Genomic DNA, 18,692 nt, shown 5'->3' on the forward strand with positions numbered 1-18,692 from the left:
ACAGACTCAGGAGCAGCAATGACCACCTCCAGCCCCACGGACGGCTCCCCGGGAAGCCCGGCATCCAGTCCCGCCGACGGGACCGGCAGGCTCCCCTCCAGTCCTGCTGACAGTACCGGCAGCACCCTCCGTCCCACCGTCCCCGGACCCGGCACCCAGGTCGAGAACGTCCCGGGACTGTTCGCCCTGGGCTCCTACCTGCGCCGGGGACGCCCCTCGGCCGACGCCCGCAGGCTGTTCCTGGAGGGCGGGCGCGACGCCGACTCCTTCTACCGGCACCGGTGGAGCCACGACCGGATGGTCCGCTCCACCCACGGGGTCAACTGCACCGGGTCGTGCGCCTGGGAGGTCTACGTCTGCGACGGGGTCATCACCTGGGAGAAGCAGGCCACCGACTACCCCACCACCGGCCCGGACATGCCCGAGTACGAGCCCCGGGGCTGCCCGCGCGGGGCGGCGTTCTCCTGGTACACCTACTCCCCCACCCGCATCCGCTACCCCTACGTGCGCAGCGTCCTGCTGGACTCCTTCCGTGCCGCCAAGGCCGCCAACGACGGCGACGCCGTGGCCGCCTGGGCCCAGGTCACCGGAGACCCGGACACGGCCCGCGCCTACAAGTCCGCCCGTGGCAAGGGCGGCATGGTGCGGGTGGGCTGGGAGGAGGCCATGGAGATCGTGGCCGCCGCCTACGTCCACACCATCCGCACCTGGGGGCCGGACCGTATCGCCGGGTTCTCCGTCATCCCGGCGATGTCCCAGGTCTCCTACGGGGCCGGGGCACGCCTGCACGAGCTCATCGGCGCCACCATGCTCTCCTTCTACGACTGGTACGCCGACCTTCCGCCCGCCTCCCCCCAGGTCTTCGGCGACCAGACCGACGTGCCCGAGGCCGGGGACTGGTACAACTCCCAGTACCTCATCATGTGGGGCTCCAACCTTCCCCTGACCCGCACGCCTGACGCCCACTTCATGACCGAGGCCCGCTACCACGGGCAGAAAGTCGTGGCCGTCTCCCCCGACTACGCCGACAACACCAAGTTCGCCGACCAGTGGCTGCGGGTGGCGCCAGGCACCGACGGCGCCCTGGCCCAGGCCATGGGGCACGTCATCCTCTCCGAGTTCCACGTGGGTCGGCGCGAGCCCTTCTTCCTGGACTACATGCGCCGTCACACCGACTCCCCCTTCCTCATCACCCTGGAGACCTCCCCTGACGGCACCGGCCTGGTGCCCGGGCGCTTCCTCACCGCCTCAGACGTCGACGGCGTGGCCCAGGGCGCACCGAAGAACGAGTTCCGCCCCCTGGTGTGGGACCGCCGCCGCGGCCCGGCCGACCCCGGCGGGACCCTGGCGGACCGCTTCACCCCCGAGGGCGAGGGCCGGTGGAACCTGCTCATGGACGGAGTGGACCCGGTCATGAGCATCCTGGACCTCCAGGACCCCGGTGCCACCGGGGCCGGGACGTCCACGCAGGCCGTCGACGCCGTCGACGACCCCGCCCCGGCCTCCGTCGCGCACCCCCCGGTGCAGGCCGCCGAGGTGCTCCTGCCCCGCTTCGACCTGCCGGGCTCACAGACCCCCCAAGGAAGCGTGGGTGGCGGGGTCGTGCGCCGTGGCGTCCCCGTCGCCCGGGTGGGCGACCGGCTGGTGACCACCGTCTACGACCTGCTGCTGGCCCAGTACGCGGTGGCGCGCCCCGGTCTGCCCGGCCAGTGGCCGCAGAGCTACCAGGACGCCACCGTCCCGGCCACCCCGGCGTGGGCCAGCGAGGTCACCGGCGTGCCCGGGCCAGCCATGATCAAGGTGGCCCGGGACTTCGCCCTCAACGCCATTGAGTCAGGCGGACGCTCCCAGGTCCTCATGGGTGCGGGCATCAACCACTACTACCACGCCGACCAGATCTACCGCACCATCCTGGCGCTGACCTCCATGTGCGCCACCCAGGGCGTCAACGGCGGCGGCTGGGCCCACTACGTGGGCCAGGAGAAGGTCCGCCCCATCTGCGGCTTCCAGCAGTACGCCTTCGCCCTGGACTGGCACCGCCCAGCCCGGCAGATGATCTCCACAGGTTTCTGGTACCTCACCACCGACCAGTGGCGCTACGACTCCACCTCCGCCGAGCGGCTGGCCTCCCCCCTGGGACCGGGCACCATGGCAGGCAAGACCACCACCGACACCATGGTGGAGGCCATGAAGCGCGGCTGGACCCCGTCCTACCCCACCTTCAGCCGCTCCCCCCTGCTGCTGGGCCAGCAGGCGGCGGCCGAGGGGATGGCCCCCGCCGACTATGTCGTCAAGGAGCTCCAGGCGGGCACGCTGCGCTTCGCCTGCGAGGACCCCGACGCCCCGGAGAACTTCCCCCGCATCGTGTGCAACTGGCGCACCAACCTGCTGGGCAGCTCGGCCAAGGGAACCGAGTTCTTCATGCGACACATGCTGGGAGCCGACAACGACGTGAACGCCACCGAGGCCGCTCCCGGCGACCGCCCCGTCTCGGTGACCTGGCGCGAGGACGCGCCCACGGGCAAGCTGGACCTGCTGTGGACCTCGGACTTCCGCAACACCTCCTCCACGCTGCACTCCGACGTCGTCCTGCCCGCCGCCACCTGGTATGAGAAGCACGACATCTCCTCCACGGACATGCACCCCTTCGTGCACTCCTTCAACGCCGCCATCGACCCGCCGTGGGAGGCGCGCACGGACTTCCAGATCTTCCAGGACCTGGCCGGGCTCATCTCCGCCTGGGCGCCGCGCTACCTGGGCACCCAGACCGACGTCGTGGCCGCCCCGCTCAACCACGACACCCCCGATGCCCTGACCATGGCGCACGGGGACGTCTCCGGCCTGCCCCACGAGTGGGTGCCGGGGGTGACCATGCCCAAGCTGGTCCCCGTCGAGCGCGACTACACCCAGATCCGGGCCAAGTTTGACACGCTGGGACCGCTGGCGGAGAGGCTGGGGCTGCCCTGCAAGGGCATCATGCTCAAGCCCGGCCCGGAGGTGGAGCGCCTGGCCCGCAACCACGGGACCTCCTCCACGGGTCAGGCGGCGGGCCGCCCCCTCCTCGACACCGACATCCGGGCGGCCGACGCCATCCTGGCACTGTCCGGCACGGCCAACGGGCGCATCGCCACCCAGGGGTGGCAGGACCTCTCCGTGCGCACCGGCACCGCGATGGCGGGGCTCAGCGCGGAGGAGGCCGGCAAGATCATCACCTTTGCCGACACCCGCACCAAGCCGCAGGGGGTCATCACCTCCCCGGAGTGGTCCGGCTCGGAGCACGGGGGGCGGCGCTACTCGGCTTTCGTGGTCAACGTGGAGCACGCCAAGCCCTGGCACACCCTGACCGGTCGCATGCACTACTACCTGGACCACGACTGGATGCGCGACATGGGCGAGTCCCTGCCCGTCTTCCGCCCGCCCCTGGACTTCCACGCCCTCTACGGGGAGGCCCCTCCCGGCACGGTGGGCACCAGCCAGGAGGGCACCGCCCAGGTGGCGGTGCGCTACATCACCGCCCACAACAAGTGGGCGATCCACTCCCAGTACTTCGACAACCTCCACATGCTCACCTTGGGGCGCGGCGGCCAGACCATCTGGATGAGCCCCCAGGACGCGGACAAGGTCGGGGTGCGCGACAACGAGTGGGTCGAGGCCTACAACCGCAACGGCATCGTGGCCGCCCGGGCTGTCGTGTCCCACCGCGTCCCCGAGGGCATGGTGTTTATGCACCACGCCCAGGAGCGCACCATGAACACGCCCCTGACCGAGCGCAGCGGCAGGCGCGGCGGCACCCACAACTCCCTGACCCGCATCGTGCTCAAGCCCAGCCACTTCGCCGGGGGCTACGGCCAGCTCGCCTACGCCTTCAACTACATCGGCCCCACGGGCAACAACCGCGACGAGGTCACCCTCATCCGTCGTCGCAGCAACCAGGAGGTGACGTTCTGATGAAGGTCATGGCCCAGATCGCGATGGTGATGAACCTCGACAAGTGCATCGGCTGCCACACCTGCTCGGTAACCTGCAAGCAGGCCTGGACCAACCGCGAGGGCACCGAGTACATGTGGTTCAACAACGTGGAGACCCGCCCGGGCGTGGGCTACCCCCGCGGCTGGGAGGACCAGGGCCGGTGGCGCGGAGGCTGGCAGCGCACCGCCAGCGGGCGCCTGCGGCCGCGCTCCGGGGGTCGTCTGCGTCGGCTGGCCCAGATCTTCGCCAACCCGGACATGCCCACGGTCGAGGACTACTACGAGCCCTGGACCTACGAGTACGACCGTCTGCTGTCGGCCCCCAAGGACTCCCCCACCATCCCGGTGGCCCGGGCCCGCTCCCAGCTGACGGGCGAGTACATGCCCACCATCGAGTGGGGACCCAACTGGGACGACGACCTGGGCGGCTCCACCGAGACCCTGGACCAGGACCCGGTCCTGACCGGCATGAGCACCAAGGTGCGCACAGACATCGAGTCCGCCTTCATGTTCTACCTGCCGCGCATCTGCGAGCACTGCCTCAACCCCACCTGCGTGGCCGCCTGCCCCTCCGGCGCCATGTACAAGCGCACCGAGGACGGGATCGTCCTGGTGGACCAGGACGCCTGCCGCGGCTGGCGCATGTGCGTGTCCGCCTGCCCCTACAAGAAGGTCTACGTCAACCACGCCACCGGTAAGGCGGAGAAGTGCACCCTGTGCTACCCGCGCCTGGAGGTGGGCGAGCCCACGGTGTGCTCCGAGACCTGCGTGGGGCGCCTGCGCTACCTGGGCGTCCTCCTCTACGACGCCGACCGGGTCTCCCAGGCGGCCGCCGTCCAGGACCCCCAGGACCTCTACGCCGCCCAGCGGGAGATCCTGCTGGACCCCCACGACCCGCAGGTCGTGGCCGGGGCCCGTGCGCAGGGCGTGCCGGACAGCTGGGTCGAGGCCGCCCAGGCCTCCCCCGTGTGGGACCTCATCGACACCTACGAGGTGGCCCTGCCCCTGCACCCGGAGTACCGGACCATGCCCATGGTCTGGTACATCCCGCCCCTGTCCCCCGTCGTGGACGAGGTAGCAGCAGCAGGCCTGGACGGGGAGGACCACAAGGTCCTGCTGACCGCCGTCTCCGAGATGCGCATCCCCCTGGAGTACCTGGCCGGGCTGTTCACCGCCGGTGAGACCAACACGGTGGAGCTGGTGCTGCGCCGCCTGGCTGCCATGCGCTCCCACATGCGCGAGGTCCGCCTGGGCCGCGAGCCGGACCCGGGGATCGCGGCCAGCGTGGGCCTGGACGCCCAGCGCCTGGAGGCCATGTACCGGCTGCTGGCCATCGCCAAGTACGACGACCGCTACGTCGTGCCCACCGCCAAGCCGGAGGCTCCCCGGGGCATGGCCGGGGTGGAGGGTGCGGACCAGGACGTGCGCCTGCTGCTGGGCGAGGGCGCTCCCGCAGGCTGCGGCTCCGACGTCGCCTCCTTCCACGGTCAGGCAGGCTCGGGACCAGCCGCCCCGGTGACCCTGCCCATTCCCACCATCAGGAGGGAGCCGGTCCCCGCCGCAGGCCCGGGCGCCTCCCCAGTGGGCGTGCCCCGGCCCATCGCCACCGGCACCCCCGCCCCGGGCAGCGCCGCAGGTGTGCCTGCTGCACCAGACGGGGAGTCCTGACATGGCGGGTACAACAGGTTCAGCCCCCTTCGTCCGCGCCCCCCAGGTGCTCCAGCCCCCGCCGGTGGTCGCGCTGGAGGAGTCCGGCCGCGCCACCGTCCACATGGCCGCCTCCCTCCTCCTGGACTACCCGCAGGAGGGGGCGCTCAGCCAGCGCCTGGACGCCGTGGAGGCTGCCCTGGCGGCCAGCCCGGAGGCGGTGCCCCAGGCCGTGGCCGCCCCCCTGAGGCGCTTCGTGGACACCGCCCGCCGCCACAGCGAGCGCACCATGGCAGAGCACTACGTGGAGACCTTTGACCGCCGTCGCCGCTGCTGCCTGTACCTGACCTACTACGCGGTGGGCGACACCCGTCACCGGGGCGCGGCCATCCTGGCCTTCAAGCAGGCGATGGCGGCCACGGGCTACGAGATGGCCGGTACGTCGGGTGAGGAGCTGCCCGACTACCTGCCCGTGGTCCTGGAGCTCAGCGCCCGCAGCAACGACGAGGTGGCCCAGGTCCTCCTGTCCGCCCACCGCGAGGGCATTGAGGTGCTGCGCTCGGCCCTGGTGGACATCGGCTCCCCCTACGCCGACCTGGTGGAGGCAGTGTCCATGACGCTGCCGCCCGTTGACGAGGCCACCGCCTCCCGGGTGCAGGCCCTGGTCGCAGCCGGGCCACCCGCAGAGACCGTCGGTGTGAACGTCGGCGTCACGGAGATGCTGCCCTTCCCCACCCTGCCGGCCTCCTACCCCGCTGCTGGCGGACCGTCCCTGTCCCACACGCCCCACCCACAGCACCCCTCACACCCTGTGCCTGCCGCTGGCCCGCCCGGCCCGCAGGAGGCACCGATCCGTCAGGAGGCCCTGACATGAGCCCGGTCGAGCAGAACCTGGTCTGGGTGGCGCTGCCCTACGCCTGCCTGGTCCTCCTGGTAGCAGGCATGGTCTGGCGCTGGCGGACCGACCAGTTCGGGTGGACCTCACGGTCCTCCCAGTGGAACGAGTCGCGGATGCTGCGCCTGGCCTCCCCCGTGTTCCACCTGGGCTTCCTCATGGTCATCGGCGGTCATCTGGTGGGCCTCATGGTGCCCAGGTCCTGGACCGAGGCGGTCGGGGTGAGCCAGCACGTCTACCACCTGGGCGCCACCTACCTGGGCATGCTGGCGGCGGTGCTGACGGTCCTGGGACTGGTGGGCCTCATCTACCGCCGGGTGGTGGTCAGGTCGGTACGGCTGGCCACCACCCGCAACGACGTCGTCATGTACTGCTTCCTCATCGTCCCGGTGCTCCTGGGCACCTTCGCCACGGTGACCAACCAGCTCATGGACGCCCACGGCTACGACTACCGGGAGACGATCAGCCCCTGGCTGCGCTCGGTGCTGGTCCTCCAGCCCCGGCCCGCTCTCATGGCCGAGGTCCCCCTGTCCTTCAAGCTCCACGTGGTGGCCGGCCTCCTGCTCCTGGCGGTGTGGCCCTTCACCCGCCTGGTCCACGCGGTGTCAGCACCCGTGGGCTACACGACCCGTCCCTACGTGGTCTACCGCTCCCGTGAGGCTGCCGCCACACCCCCCGCGCGCCGGGGCTGGGCCCCGGTGCGCACCCAGGGCACGGGCAACCAGGGGGCCAACGACGTCGCCCCCTCCCAGGGTGCCTGACATGAGACCGCCCCGCCCCTCACCGGAGCGACGCACCGCCGCTCACACCACCCGCCGGGTGGCAGTGGCAGCCGTTGCCCTGCTGGCCACCGCCTCCCTCGCCACTGTCTCACTGGCCGCCTGTGGTGCCCCCTCCAGCGGCTCCGGCAGCCCCGCAGACGCCTCCGGCCCTGCGGGTGCTTCCGGCCCCGCAGCCTCCGGTGAGCTGACCGTGCTGGCCGCAGCCTCCCTCCAGAAGGCCTTCGAGGAGATCGGAGCCACGGTGGAGGAGGACAACCCGGGCCTGTCTCTCACCTTTGACTTCCAGGGCTCCCAGGACCTGGTGGCCTCCCTGGCCCAGGGCGCTCCCGCCGACGTCCTGGCCACCGCCAGCACCTCCACCATGGATGACGCCGCCTCCCAGTCCCTGGTGGGTGAGCCCACAGAGTTCGCCACCAATGTGCTGGCCCTCATCGTCCCGGAGGGCAACCCGGCAGGCGTGACCGGCCTGGACTCCTCCCTGGTGGGGGCTGACCTGGTGGTGTGCGCCCCGGAGGTCCCCTGCGGGGAGGCCACCGCCAGGCTGGCCGAGGCCCTGGGCGTGGTCCTGGACCCGGTGTCGGAGGAGCAGAAAGTCACCGACGTGCGCGGCAAAGTGGAGAGCGGTGAGGCCGAGGCGGGCATCGTCTACGCCACCGACGCCGCCGCAGCCGCCAGCGTGGAGCACCTCGACATCCCCGACGGCGGGGTCGTCACCCACTACCCCGTCGCCACCACCGCCGATCCTGCCAACCCACAGGCAGCCCAGGCCTTCATCGACGCCGTCACGGGAGAGGAGGGGCAGGCCGTCCTGGCCGACTACGGGTTCGGAGCACCCGCCTCCTCCGAGCCCTCACCAGCCAGTCAGTAGTGAGACCTCTCCTCCGGCGGGCACACGTGGCTCCCGACCACCGGCCAGGCACCGGCGCCCGTCGGCCCCTCCCCCCTCGCCCACGGGCCGGTCGCACCCCCCTGCCTACCGTCGTCGTGCTCCTGGCACTGGCTGGCGCCTGCGCCCTCATCCTGCCCCTGGCGGGTCTGGGCAGCCGGGTCAGCTGGGGCCAGGTGCCGCACCTGCTTGCCTCCGACGGCGCGCGCAGCGCCCTGCTGCTGTCCCTGCGTACCTGCCTGGCCTCCACCACGGTCTGCGTGGTGCTGGGGGTGCCTCTGGCCCTGGTCCTGGCCCAGCGGTGGCCGGGGGTTCGCCTGGCCCGGGTGCTGGCGGTGCTGCCCATGACCATGCCGCCGGTGGTAGCCGGGATCGCCCTGCTGTCCACCCTGGGACGGCGCGGCCTGCTGGGCGCGCGGCTGGAGGCCTGGGGCGTGGGTGTCGCCTTCTCCACGACGGCGGTGGTCATCGCCCAGGTGTTCGTCTCCCTGCCCTACCTGGTGGTGACCCTGGAGGCGGCGCTGCGCAGCCGTGACACCCGGCCGGAGACGGTGGCGCGCACCCTGGGGGCCGGGCCCTGGCGGGTCCTGCTGAGTATCACCCTGCCCCTGGTGGCACCGGCGCTGGCGCGAGGCACCGCGCTGGCCCTGGGGCGCAGCCTGGGCGAGTTCGGGGCGACCCTCGCCTTCGCCGGCTCCCGGGAGGGGGTCACCCGCACCATGCCCCTGGCCATCTACCTGGCCCGGGAGAGCGACACCCCCACGGCCCTGGCCCTGGCGACGCTTCTCACTGCCGTGTCCTTCGTGGTGGTGGGCGCGACCACCCTGCGCTGGGACCGCCTGGTCGCTGCGGTCAGGAGAGCCGGAGCAGCCCTGGTGGTCCGCACCCAGCCGCACCCAGGCGCTGAGACGCCTGACGCGTACGACGCCCCCAACACTGCCAGCACCGCCACCTCTGACGCCACCCGCAGCACCCCTGACGGCAACGGAACCTGTCCCACCGCCACCCGCAGCACCACCGCCAGCACCGGTCCCGGCTCCGGCGCCCCAACCAGCCGTGGGGAGGACCTGGAGGTGGTCTTCTCCTCCCCTGAGCGCGACGTCGTCGTCAGCCTGCTCGCGCTCGCCGGGAGAGTCACGGCACTCCTGGGTCCCAACGGCTCGGGCAAGTCCACGGTGTGCGCCGTGGCCGCCGGCCTGGTGGACGCCACGGGTGGGCGTGTGCGCCTGGGCGGGAGGCTCCTGGACGGACCCGAGGGCTTCGTGGCGGCGGGGCGCCGGGAGGTGGCGCTGCTCGACCAGGCGCCGACGCTGTTCCCCCACATGTCCGTGCTGGACAACGTAGCCTTCGGTCCCCGCTGCCAAGGACTGTCGCCTGCCCAGGCGCGCAGCCGTGCCTGGGCCGAGCTCGACGCCGCAGGCGCCACCCACCTGGCCGGCCGTCCGAGCGGGGCCCTCTCCGGCGGGCAGGCGGCCCGGGTGGCCCTGGCCCGCGCACTGGCCACCCGGCCGCGTGTCCTCGTCCTGGACGAGCCGACAGCCTCCCTGGACGTGGCCGCCCGCCAGGAGATGCGCCACCTGGTGGCCCGTCGCACCCGGGAGGAGGGGCTGACCGTGCTGCTGGTGACCCACGACGTCCTGGATGTCGTGGCGCTGGCCGACGTCGTCATCGTCCTGGAGCGGGGGCGGGTGGTCGAGACGGGTGAGACGGACCAGGTGCTGTCGTGTCCTGGTTCTGACTTCACCGCTCAGATGACCGGCACCACAGTACTGGCCGGGACCCTGGCGGGATCACCGCAGGCCCCGGCGCTGGAGCTGAGCGACGCACCACCCACAGAGCCAGCCACGGTACCGGGCAGCGAGCCGGATTCTCGCGCAGGCGCCGTCCGGGATGCCGTCGCGACAGACTGGACTGCCGGGCAGTGGTCCGGGCAGGACCCCCGCACCATCGTCCACGGACGGCCCGGGGAGGTGATTGAGGGCTTCCAGCCGGGCCTGCCGGGTACGGCCCTCGTGCCGCCCGACGCGGTCGCCCTCTACCGCGACGCCCCCCAGGGCAGCCCTCGTAACGTGCTGCGTGGGGCCGTCAGGAGCCTGGAACGGGTCGGCGCCCTGGTAGAGGTGACGGTCGAGGTCGCGCCAGGACAGCGGCTGAGAGCCACCGTGACGACAGGGGCCGTGGCTGACCTGGGGATCGGGGTCGGCCAGAAGCTGTGGGCGGTGGTCAAGGCTGTCGAGGTGCGTGTCGTGCCCCGCCGAGCGCCCACCCCTGCCGCCTCGGAGGCCCCGGAAGACCCGGAGGCCCCGCGCACTGTCGGGGCACCGCCCTCAAGACCCTCACGATCTTCCCCCCTCCTCGGACCGGGAGCAGACAACCATGAACCGTAGTGCTGACCGGATGTCCGCGCCGGATCCCCCGCCCGCCTCGGGCCCCCCACCGCTGTGGCCCCCGGTGGTCGGCGAGGACCGGCTGAAGCCGCTGAGGCGCGACGAGCTGGTCCGCTACCACCGCAACGCCCTGGTCCCCGAGGTCGGGTTGGCAGGCCAGCAGCGCATCCGGGCCGCGAGGATCCTCCTGGTAGGCGCTGGGGGCCTGGGCTCGCCCGCAGCCCTCTACCTGGCTGCGGCTGGGACCGGGCACCTGGGCGTGGTGGATGACGACGAGGTCGACGTGAGCAACCTCCAGCGCCAGGTCATCCACACCACCGCCGGTGTGGGCCGTCCCAAGGTGGACTCGGCGGCCGAGGCTCTCCGGACGCTCAACCCTGACGTGGAGGTCCGCACCTACCGGGAGCGGGTCACCGCCTCCAACGCCGTGGAGGTGCTGCGCGGGTGGGACCTCGTCATCGACGGGACGGACAGCTTTGCCGCACGCTACGTCCTCAACGACGCTGCTGTGCTTCTGGGCCTGCCCCTGGTGCACGGGGCGGTGCTGCGCTCTCACGGGCAGGTCGGGGTCTTCGACTCCCGCCACGGCCCCTGCTACCGCTGCCTGCACCCGGCTCCCCCGCCACCGGGCTCGGTACCCTCCTGCGCCGAGGCCGGCGTCCTGGGCGTGCTGCCGGGGATCATCGGCGCTATGCAGGCCGCCGAGGCCCTCAAGCTCGTCGTCGGCGGCGCCCGGCCGCTGATCGGGCGGCTCCTGGTGGTGGACGCCTGGGGCGGGCGGGTCCGGGAGGTACCGGTGTCGCGGAACCCGGAGTGCCCCACCTGCGGGGACAGCCCCTCGGTCACCAGTCTCCCGGAGGAGCCCGGAACCGGCTCAGCCCTCTGCGCGCCGACGGCGCCCCCACCTGTCTCTGCACCGGAGACGACCGTCCCGTCTGCCTCGACCCAGGCTGCTGCCTCGCCCACGTCCGAACCTGTCACCGGTTCCGCGCAGCCCTGGCCTGTGCTCACCGTGACGCCCGAATGGCTGCGGGAGCACCAGAATCAGGGGGAAGCCGTGGCCGTCCTGGACGTGCGTGAGGAGGTCGAGGTCGCGATGGACCCTCTCCCGGGCGCTCCCCTGCCGGGCTCCCACCACATCCCGCTGGGGGAGGTGGTGGAGCACATGAGCGAGCTCGACACCGACCGGCTCACAGTGGTGGTGTGCGCCGCCGGACAGCGCTCCGTCAGGGTAGTGGAGGCGCTGCGAGCCGCAGGCTACTCCGGTGCCATGGCCACTCTTGAGGGTGGCGTGGCAGCCTGGAGAGGGCTCCGGGACTGGTCGTAGCGGGCTGCACAGCGTCAGGGCTGCACATCTTCAGCCCAGCCGCGAGCCAGCCAACCGCTCCACTTCGCGAAACCGCGCCCTGCCCCGGTGTCCGAGACAGACCATAATGTGCAGCAAGAACCGTGCTGCACATCTTCACTCTCTCACCCACACGCTCCCGGAACTAGGACTCTCGTTTTGCCCCGCCATCACGTGCCTCCGCCAGGAGCCAAGGAGGGCCAGCAGGCCCAAGATGTGCAACCAGATCGCCCCCTAGCCGCAGGCCAGTCCTCAGACCGCGCAGTCTCAGCCCCTATGCTCTGGCTGTCCCCACGCCGCCCCAGCGGCCACAGGAGGTAGAACCCCCCGCAGGCTGAGCGGACCAGTCCCACCGGAACCTGGACGGGGGCGAGCAGGCGCTGGGCCAGCAGGTCTACTACAACCAAGAGAAAAGCACCCATGGCTACTGAGGCCACCAGCGTGGTCCCCGACGAGCGGCTCAGCCAACGTGCCAGCTGAGGTGCCGCGACCAGGCACCGTGACGCTGGTGACCCTCCCCAGCCAGTCCGGGCCTGACCAGGCAGTGGGCTGGAGAAGGTGGCAGGGGCCGGGCGAGGTAGCACCCAGGCAGGCGGGGCGGTAGCAGCCCGTCCAGGGTGGGAGGTTCCCAGACACGCGGGGACGGGAGGCCCTGTCAGAGCCTTTCTCCGGCACCCGCGCGGGTCTATGGTGGAGCAGCAGGGACCAGCCGTCATGAAAGGAGTCCTTGTGACCACCACACAGCAGCCTCTTCCCACCACCATGCGTGGTGTGGTCATGCACGGCACCCGCGACGTGCGGGTGGAGGACCGCGAGGTCCCCCGCGTCGTGGAGCCTACCGACGCCGTCATCAGGCTGGAGGCAGCCTGTATCTGCGGCTCCGACCTGTGGCCCTACCGTGGCGTGGACGAGGTCACCGAGCCCCGGCCCATGGGGCACGAGTACGTGGGCACCGTCGTCGAGACGGGGTCAGCCGTGAGCAGCGTCAAGGTCGGCGACTTCGTCGTGGGCTCCTTCTGCCTGAGCGACAACACCTGCGAGATCTGTGCCGACGGCTTCCAGTCCCGCTGCGCCAACGGGGGCTTCATGGGCGACACCCAGGCCCAGTACACCCGTGTGCCCCTGGCCGACGGCACACTGGTGGCCGTGCCCGGTGGCAGGCCGCAGGACGAGGACGTCGTCGCCTCCCTGCTGGCTGCCTCCGACGTCCTGGGCACCGGATGGTTCGGTGCCGTAGCCGCTAACGCCGGCCCGGGCCGGACTATCGCCGTGGTCGGCGACGGCGCCGTGGGCCTGAGTGCGGTCCTGGCCGCCAAGGCCCTGGGCTCGGAGAAGGTCATCGTCTTCTCCCGCCACGAGGACCGGGCCGATCTGGCCCGCGAGTTCGGCGCCGGCGTCGTCATCGCCGAGCGCGGCGAGGAGGGGGCCGCCAGGGTCAAGGAGCTCACCGGCGGCTACGGTGCCCACGGCGTCGTGGAGGCCGTGGGCACCCAGGAGTCGATGATGCAGGCGATCGCCTCGACCCGTCCCGGCGGGCACGTGGGCTACGTGGGCGTGGCCCACGGCGTCTCCCTGCCCGGCGAGCAGCTGTTCTTCGCCGAGGTCAGCCTGCTGGGCGGACCCGCCCCGGTGCGCCGTTTCCTGCCCGACCTCATCGACCGCATCCTGTCCGGCGAGATCAACCCGGGCAAGGTCTTCACCATGCGCATCCCGCTGGAGGAGGCCGCCGAGGGCTACAGGGCCATGGACGAGCGCCGCGCCATCAAGGTGCTCCTGCGGCCCTGAGAGCCCGGGCGAGGGCGGCCGAGAGCAGCACAGCCACAACTGACCGTGCCCCCGGCGTCTGACGACGCACGCCGGGGGCACGGTCACCTGCCCCCCCTCCACTCCACAGGGCGCTCGCCGGGCGCTCAGGCCTGCCCTCCCTGGTAGCGGACGTACCCGTGGTCAGACAGCCACCGCTCAAAGCGCGAGCCGACCACCCTGGCACCGCTGAGTCCCCCGTCCGGTGCCAGCCACTCCTCGCTGAGGCTGCCGGTCGTGGGGTCGTAGCGCACGACGACGTCGCAGGGCACGCGTCCCACGTTCTCCAGCGCCCGGCGCACCACCCCCAGGTCGTGCTGGTCGGCCACGTCCCAGGACGCCTCCATAAGGTCCTGGAAGCCAGCCATCTCCCCGGAGCCCTCCGCCCCGCTGCTGCGCTGGGCGTAGGCCTCGCTGTGGTTCATGACCCAGTAGTCGTCACAGATGAAGCGTGTCGTAGCGCTGTGGGTACCGCGACCCATGTGCACGTAGGTGACGGCCTCACAGCAGCTGGCCCCGTCCAGGAACCTCCGCCACCAGCCAGACCACGCCTCCAGGTAGTCAGCCCAGAGGCTGTCAGCCACATGGTGCCTGTCCTCCAGGCTCCAGTTGCGTTTCTGGTACTCGCTGTCCGCAGGGTCGAGAAGAGGGCCGTAGTCCCACTGCGACTCGCGGTACCCCAGCCGGAAGAGGACCAGACTGCTCACCCGGTTGGGCAGCATCCCCGCCGACCTGAGCCGGGCGACCAGGAGAAGGCTGGTAGCCCCGTTGACCTCCTGCAGGAAGCGGGTGACGTCCTGCGGCCCCCAGCCCCGGCAGGCCCGGACCTCCTCCGGGTCCTGCCAGCCCTCCCCGCCGCGGAAGGCGACCGTGGTGCGCGCCGAACCGTCGCTGCCCACCTCCGTGACGACGCTGAGGGCGTCATATCCGTGCCACGGCCCGAGAAAAGTGTCTGCCGCGTCGACCACGTGGTCAAGGTGGCGGGCGTAGACGCCCTCGACCCCCGGATCCACAACACCTGCGGCGCGGTCACCAGGCGTCCCTGAACGCGGTGTGCTGCACATTGCTGCTCCTGTCCCGGTGGACCGGTCCGGCCACCTCACCATGATGTTACTGCACCGTAATATACTGCGTCCTGCCGATTTTTTTCCACTTCGACACCGCACTGTCCGCAACACTGTCCGGGACCTGTCGCACGGCCGAAGGACACGGGCCCGTGCACGGGCAGAGGAAGCGCCCTGACGAGGCAGAGGGACAACCCCGTCTCGTCAGGGCGCTGGGCACCACCACAACGGCACTCAGCCGAAGGTGTCCAGCGTCGGGAGCCGGTCTGCCACGAGTGTGGCGGCGTACTCCTCGGCCCGCTGGGCCAGGGCCGCGTCACTGATCTCCAGCGCCCCCACCGTCAGGAAGGGCACCGCGTACCTGGTGCCGATGACCCGCGCCGAGCCCTGGAAGGGACGCAGAAGCTCGTGAAGCGTGTAGGAGTGGGCCGCCTCGCGCCCGTACGCGCTGCCACCGGGGCTGACGGCGAGCAGGAGCTCCTTCCCATGCAAGGCAGTCCCCTCCTCCCCGTAGGCCCAGCCGTAGGTGAGGACGTCGTCCTCCCACTGCTTGAGCAGCGCGGGGCTGGAGAACCAGTACATGGGAAACTGCAGGACGATACGGTCGGCGTCCTGCAGCGCAGCCTGCTCGGCGGCGACATCGATCTTGAAGTCCGGGTAGAGGTCGTAGACGTAGCGCACCGTCACGTTCTCCCCGGCAGACTCCGCCCTGTCGGCCAGGACCCTGTTGACCCGTGAGCTCTCCATGTGCGGGTGGAAGACAAGAACTAGGGTTTTCACAGGATTCTCCGTTCCTTGATTCTGCTGAGCCTGCTGGGTCGGGTAGCCGTGGGAGGACGCCCCCGGGTAGGTGGGTGCTGTGGACGCGCCCGCCGTCACCTGCCCGAGGGCGCGCAGCCCCTTGATGAGGACCTCCACCTGGTCCTGGAGCGCCCCGCCCTCCAGCCAGGACTCCTCCGGACGCAGGGGGACGTCCGTGTCACCCTCACCGCCCGGTGCGGATGGGTCGCGCACCTCCGCGCCGAAGGAGGCGCCGCCGGGCTGGCCGAAGCGCTCGTCCCACATCCTGGTGGCGACGTCGACCCCGCGCAGCCCCTCCCGGGCTCCGGCCGAGTCCTCCACCGGGGCACGCATCGCCGAGGCGCGCCGGTGCGCCGTCAGCACGGTGGCGACCAGGTAGTCCAGCCCGAGGTAGGCCTCGTGAGGCCCCAGCCCCCCGGCCACCAGCGCCGCGTGGGACCTCTTCGCCACAGGGACGAACGGCAGGTAGGCCCAGGGCAGGTCGATGAGTGTGTGGTCCAGGCCCGGGTGGCGCTCCAGGACCGCCCACAGCGCGTCCGCCAGGTGGCGAAGGTAGTCGGGCCAGGCCAGGCTGGCCCGGGGCAGGCGCAGGTCCGAGGTGACCCGCTCCAGGCAGGCGCTGACCAGGTCCTCCCGCGAGCTGACCGCGCGCCTGAGGTCACCTGGACGCACCTCGAGACGCCTGGCTACCTTGCCCAGGGTGAAGGTGTCGATTCCTATGTCCAGCGCGGCAGCGACAACATCGTCCCGCGTGAACCCGCCTACGGGTCCGCTGTTCCCCGCATGGTGTGTCATACGCACACAGTAACGATGGCGTAACAGGAATGCCAAATCGAATCCCCGAGCCCCGCCTAATCTCCTGGGTGCCTCCGACGCGCTCGGCCTTACCCCACCACAAGCCCGGCAGCCGCCCCGGTCCTGGGCCCTCTTCCATTACCGACCCCTCTTGTGCGCACGTTATCGTGAGCACAACACTTTCCGCGCCGCTGCGCCGCCCGCAAGCCTCACCTTAAACAACGAGCCGGACGACAAAAGCTTGCAGGTATTCACAAATAGTGGACAACCTGCGAGCGGCCCGGCCGCGTGCCCACCACGTCACGCCACGACCCCGGGGGCAGCGGCGAGGACCCCGGCGAGCGGGCGTCGAGCCGCTACCGTGGTGTCATGACCGAGACCTCCGGCACCTCACGGCCCGCGCCCCCGGAGACCAGGCGCCGCTGGCGCGATGACCTGCGCCTGGCCCACACGATCACCGACCAGGTGGACCGGCTGACCCAGGCGCGCTTCGACGCTCGTGACTTCACCGTCGAGACAAAGCCTGACCTGACCCCGGTGACCGAGGCCGACCGTGAGGCGGAGCGCACCATCCGCGAGCGGCTGTCACGGGCGCGCGGGCGTGACTCGGTCCTGGGCGAGGAGATGCCGACCACGGGCGGCACAGGCAGCACAAGTAGCACAGCACGCCAGTGGGTGGTGGACCCGATCGACGGGACCAAGAGCTTTGTGCGCGGGGTACCGGTGTGGGCCACGCTGATCGCGCTGGTGGAGGAGGGGCAGGTCGTCGTCGGCCTGGTGTCGGCGCCGGCGCTGGGCCGACGCTGGTGGGCCACGACGGACGGGGGGGCCTGGACCGGCCGCTCCCTGAGCTCGGCGCGCCGCCTCCAGGTCTCCCGGGTCGCCAAGCTCGCGGACGCCTCCCTGTCCTACTCCTCCCTGTCCGGGTGGGCCGGCACCGGACGCCTGCGCGGCATGTTGGCGCTCATACAGTCCTGCTGGCGCAGCCGCGCCTACGGGGACTTCTGGTCCTACATGCTGCTGGCCGAGGGAGCGGTGGACCTGGCCGCAGAACCCGAGCTGGCGCTCTACGACATGGCTGCCCTGGTACCGATCGTCACTGAGGCCGGCGGCACCTTCACCTCGCTGGAGGGTCAGGCCGGTCCCTTCGGGGGCAGCGCCCTGGCCTCCAACACCCTCCTGCACCCGGCCGCCACGCAGTACCTGGGCACGCTGACCGACTGACACCCTGGTGTCGGCTGGCTGAGGCCTGTTGGGTCGCCGCCGACCGGCCGCACCAGCCGCCTGCCTGGGGACCGGTCACAGGCCTGTCGAGGGCGGCTGAGGCGGGATCCACACCCAGCGGGGTGCGGCAGCCACGGCTCCCCCGGTAGCCTGCCTCTGCCTGTACACCCAACTGACCCAGGGAGTTCCCGTGAACTGGCTGCACGCCGTCATCCTCGGCATCGTCGAGGGTGTGACCGAGTTCCTTCCGATATCCTCCACCGGCCACCTCAATATTGTGGAGCGGCTTCTCGGATACGACATCGACTCCGTCGGGATGACCGCCTTCACCGCAGTCATCCAGATCGGCGCGATTATCGCGGCGATCATCTACTTCTGGAACGACATCGTGCGGATCGTGGCGGCCTGGCTGCGGGGCCTGAGAGACAGCGGCGCCCGCCGCGACCCCGACTACACGCTGGGGTGGGGAATCATCCTGGGCACGCTTCCTGTCGCCGTGGCGGGCCTGGCCCTGCGCCCCTTTATCGAGGTCACAGCCCGTTCCCTGTGGATCATCGCCGGGGCACTTATCGTCTGGTCGGGCGTCATGTGGCTGGCTGACCGGAGGAAGAACCTCAGCAAGGGGATGCGGCAGGTAGGTATCCGCGACGCCCTGACCATCGGGGTCTTCCAGGCGCTGGCGCCTGTCTTCCCCGGCATCTCCCGCTCCGGGGCGACCATCTCGGCAGGCCTGCTCCTGGGCTTTGACCGGGTGACCTCCACGAGGCTGTCCTTCTTCATGGGGATCCCCGCCCTGGTGGCCGCCGGGCTGCTGGAGGCGGTGACGGCAGCGAGCGAGATCGGCCACTCCAGCATCGGGTGGAGCGCGACCCTCATCGCCACGGTCGTGTCCGGTGTGGTGGCCTACGCCACTATCGCCTGGCTGCTGAGGTTCGTCTCCTCCAACAAGTTCACCTCCTTCATCATCTACCGCGTGGCCCTGGGGGCGGTCATCATGGCCCTGGTGGGCACCGGCGTCGTCGCCGCCTGAAGGGCCTGGCCCTGGGACCGCGTCGGCGGCGGGGACGGCGGCCCCAGGGGCCTGCCCCGGGACGG

At 71.3% G+C, this 18,692-nt stretch carries 13 protein-coding genes; 10 read left to right on the forward strand and 3 right to left on the reverse strand.

The features are described from left to right. Nucleotides 1-18: 18 nt before the first annotated feature. The 7 genes from CWS50_RS08825 to moeB all read left to right on the forward strand — a co-directional run bounded on the left by CWS50_RS08825 (nt 19) and on the right by moeB (nt 11,892). Nucleotides 19-3,948: a nitrate reductase subunit alpha gene (locus CWS50_RS08825; protein WP_127842495.1), complete on the forward strand. Its 3,930-nt coding sequence runs from the start codon at nt 19-21 to the stop codon at nt 3,946-3,948. Then, a complete protein-coding gene (narH, locus tag CWS50_RS08830; RefSeq protein WP_127842496.1) occupies nt 3,948-5,636 on the forward strand; it encodes a nitrate reductase subunit beta in 1,689 nt (562 codons plus the stop codon). Before CWS50_RS08825 ends, narH begins: the two co-directional genes overlap by 1 nt. A gap of 1 nt (nt 5,637) precedes the next feature. Then, nucleotides 5,638-6,489: a nitrate reductase molybdenum cofactor assembly chaperone gene (narJ, locus tag CWS50_RS08835; protein WP_127842497.1), complete on the forward strand. Its 852-nt coding sequence runs from the start codon at nt 5,638-5,640 to the stop codon at nt 6,487-6,489. Continuing rightward, entirely contained in the window at nt 6,486-7,271 is a 786-nt protein-coding gene (gene narI / locus CWS50_RS08840; RefSeq protein WP_127842498.1) for a respiratory nitrate reductase subunit gamma, read from the forward strand. Before narJ ends, narI begins: the two co-directional genes overlap by 4 nt. A gap of 1 nt (nt 7,272) precedes the next feature. Next, on the forward strand, nt 7,273-8,160 hold the full coding sequence (modA, locus tag CWS50_RS08845) for a molybdate ABC transporter substrate-binding protein (RefSeq protein WP_127842499.1): 888 nt from the start codon (nt 7,273-7,275) through the stop codon (nt 8,158-8,160). 116 nt (nt 8,161-8,276) lie between these two features. Further along, on the forward strand, nt 8,277-10,565 hold the full coding sequence (locus CWS50_RS08850) for an ABC transporter permease (RefSeq protein ID WP_243118263.1): 2,289 nt from the start codon (nt 8,277-8,279) through the stop codon (nt 10,563-10,565). Between the two features lie 10 nt (nt 10,566-10,575). After that, on the forward strand, nt 10,576-11,892 hold the full coding sequence (moeB, locus tag CWS50_RS08855) for a molybdopterin-synthase adenylyltransferase MoeB (protein WP_127843371.1): 1,317 nt from the start codon (nt 10,576-10,578) through the stop codon (nt 11,890-11,892). Nucleotides 11,893-12,080: 188 nt separating this feature from the next. On the opposite strand, the gene CWS50_RS14090 is transcribed toward moeB, so the two are convergent. Then, the gene (locus tag CWS50_RS14090) at nt 12,081-12,761 is read right to left on the reverse strand and encodes an iron chelate uptake ABC transporter family permease subunit (protein WP_371855062.1); all 681 of its coding nucleotides are present in this window, start codon (nt 12,759-12,761) and stop codon (nt 12,081-12,083) included. Between CWS50_RS14090 and CWS50_RS08865 the strand changes: the two genes are divergently transcribed. Further along, nucleotides 12,673-13,695, forward strand: a complete 1,023-nt coding sequence (locus tag CWS50_RS08865; RefSeq protein WP_180342432.1) for a zinc-dependent alcohol dehydrogenase family protein — start codon at nt 12,673-12,675, stop codon at nt 13,693-13,695. The two genes, CWS50_RS14090 and CWS50_RS08865, sit on opposite strands and share 89 nt — an antisense overlap. 125 nt (nt 13,696-13,820) lie before the next feature. Here the strand turns inward: CWS50_RS08865 and CWS50_RS08870 are convergent, their stop codons facing one another. Beyond that, nucleotides 13,821-14,777 carry a hypothetical protein gene (locus CWS50_RS08870; protein ID WP_127842503.1) on the reverse strand — a complete coding sequence of 319 codons (957 nt, stop codon included), beginning with the start codon at nt 14,775-14,777 and terminating at the stop codon, nt 13,821-13,823. A 234-nt stretch (nt 14,778-15,011) separates the two neighbouring features. After that, nucleotides 15,012-16,373: an NAD(P)H-dependent oxidoreductase gene (locus tag CWS50_RS13965; RefSeq protein WP_341472718.1), complete on the reverse strand. Its 1,362-nt coding sequence runs from the start codon at nt 16,371-16,373 to the stop codon at nt 15,012-15,014. Between the two features lie 369 nt (nt 16,374-16,742). Here CWS50_RS13965 and CWS50_RS08880 point away from each other — a divergent pair, with 369 nt between their 5' ends. Continuing rightward, nucleotides 16,743-17,597, forward strand: a complete 855-nt coding sequence (locus CWS50_RS08880) for an inositol monophosphatase family protein (RefSeq protein ID WP_127842504.1) — start codon at nt 16,743-16,745, stop codon at nt 17,595-17,597. 190 nt (nt 17,598-17,787) lie between these two features. Beyond that, nucleotides 17,788-18,627, forward strand: coding sequence for an undecaprenyl-diphosphate phosphatase (locus tag CWS50_RS08885; RefSeq protein WP_127842505.1), 840 nt, complete (start codon nt 17,788-17,790; stop codon nt 18,625-18,627). Nucleotides 18,628-18,692: the final 65 nt, after the last annotated feature.

This window comes from Actinomyces wuliandei (assembly GCF_004010955.1).
Taxonomy (GTDB): domain Bacteria; phylum Actinomycetota; class Actinomycetes; order Actinomycetales; family Actinomycetaceae; genus Actinomyces; species Actinomyces wuliandei.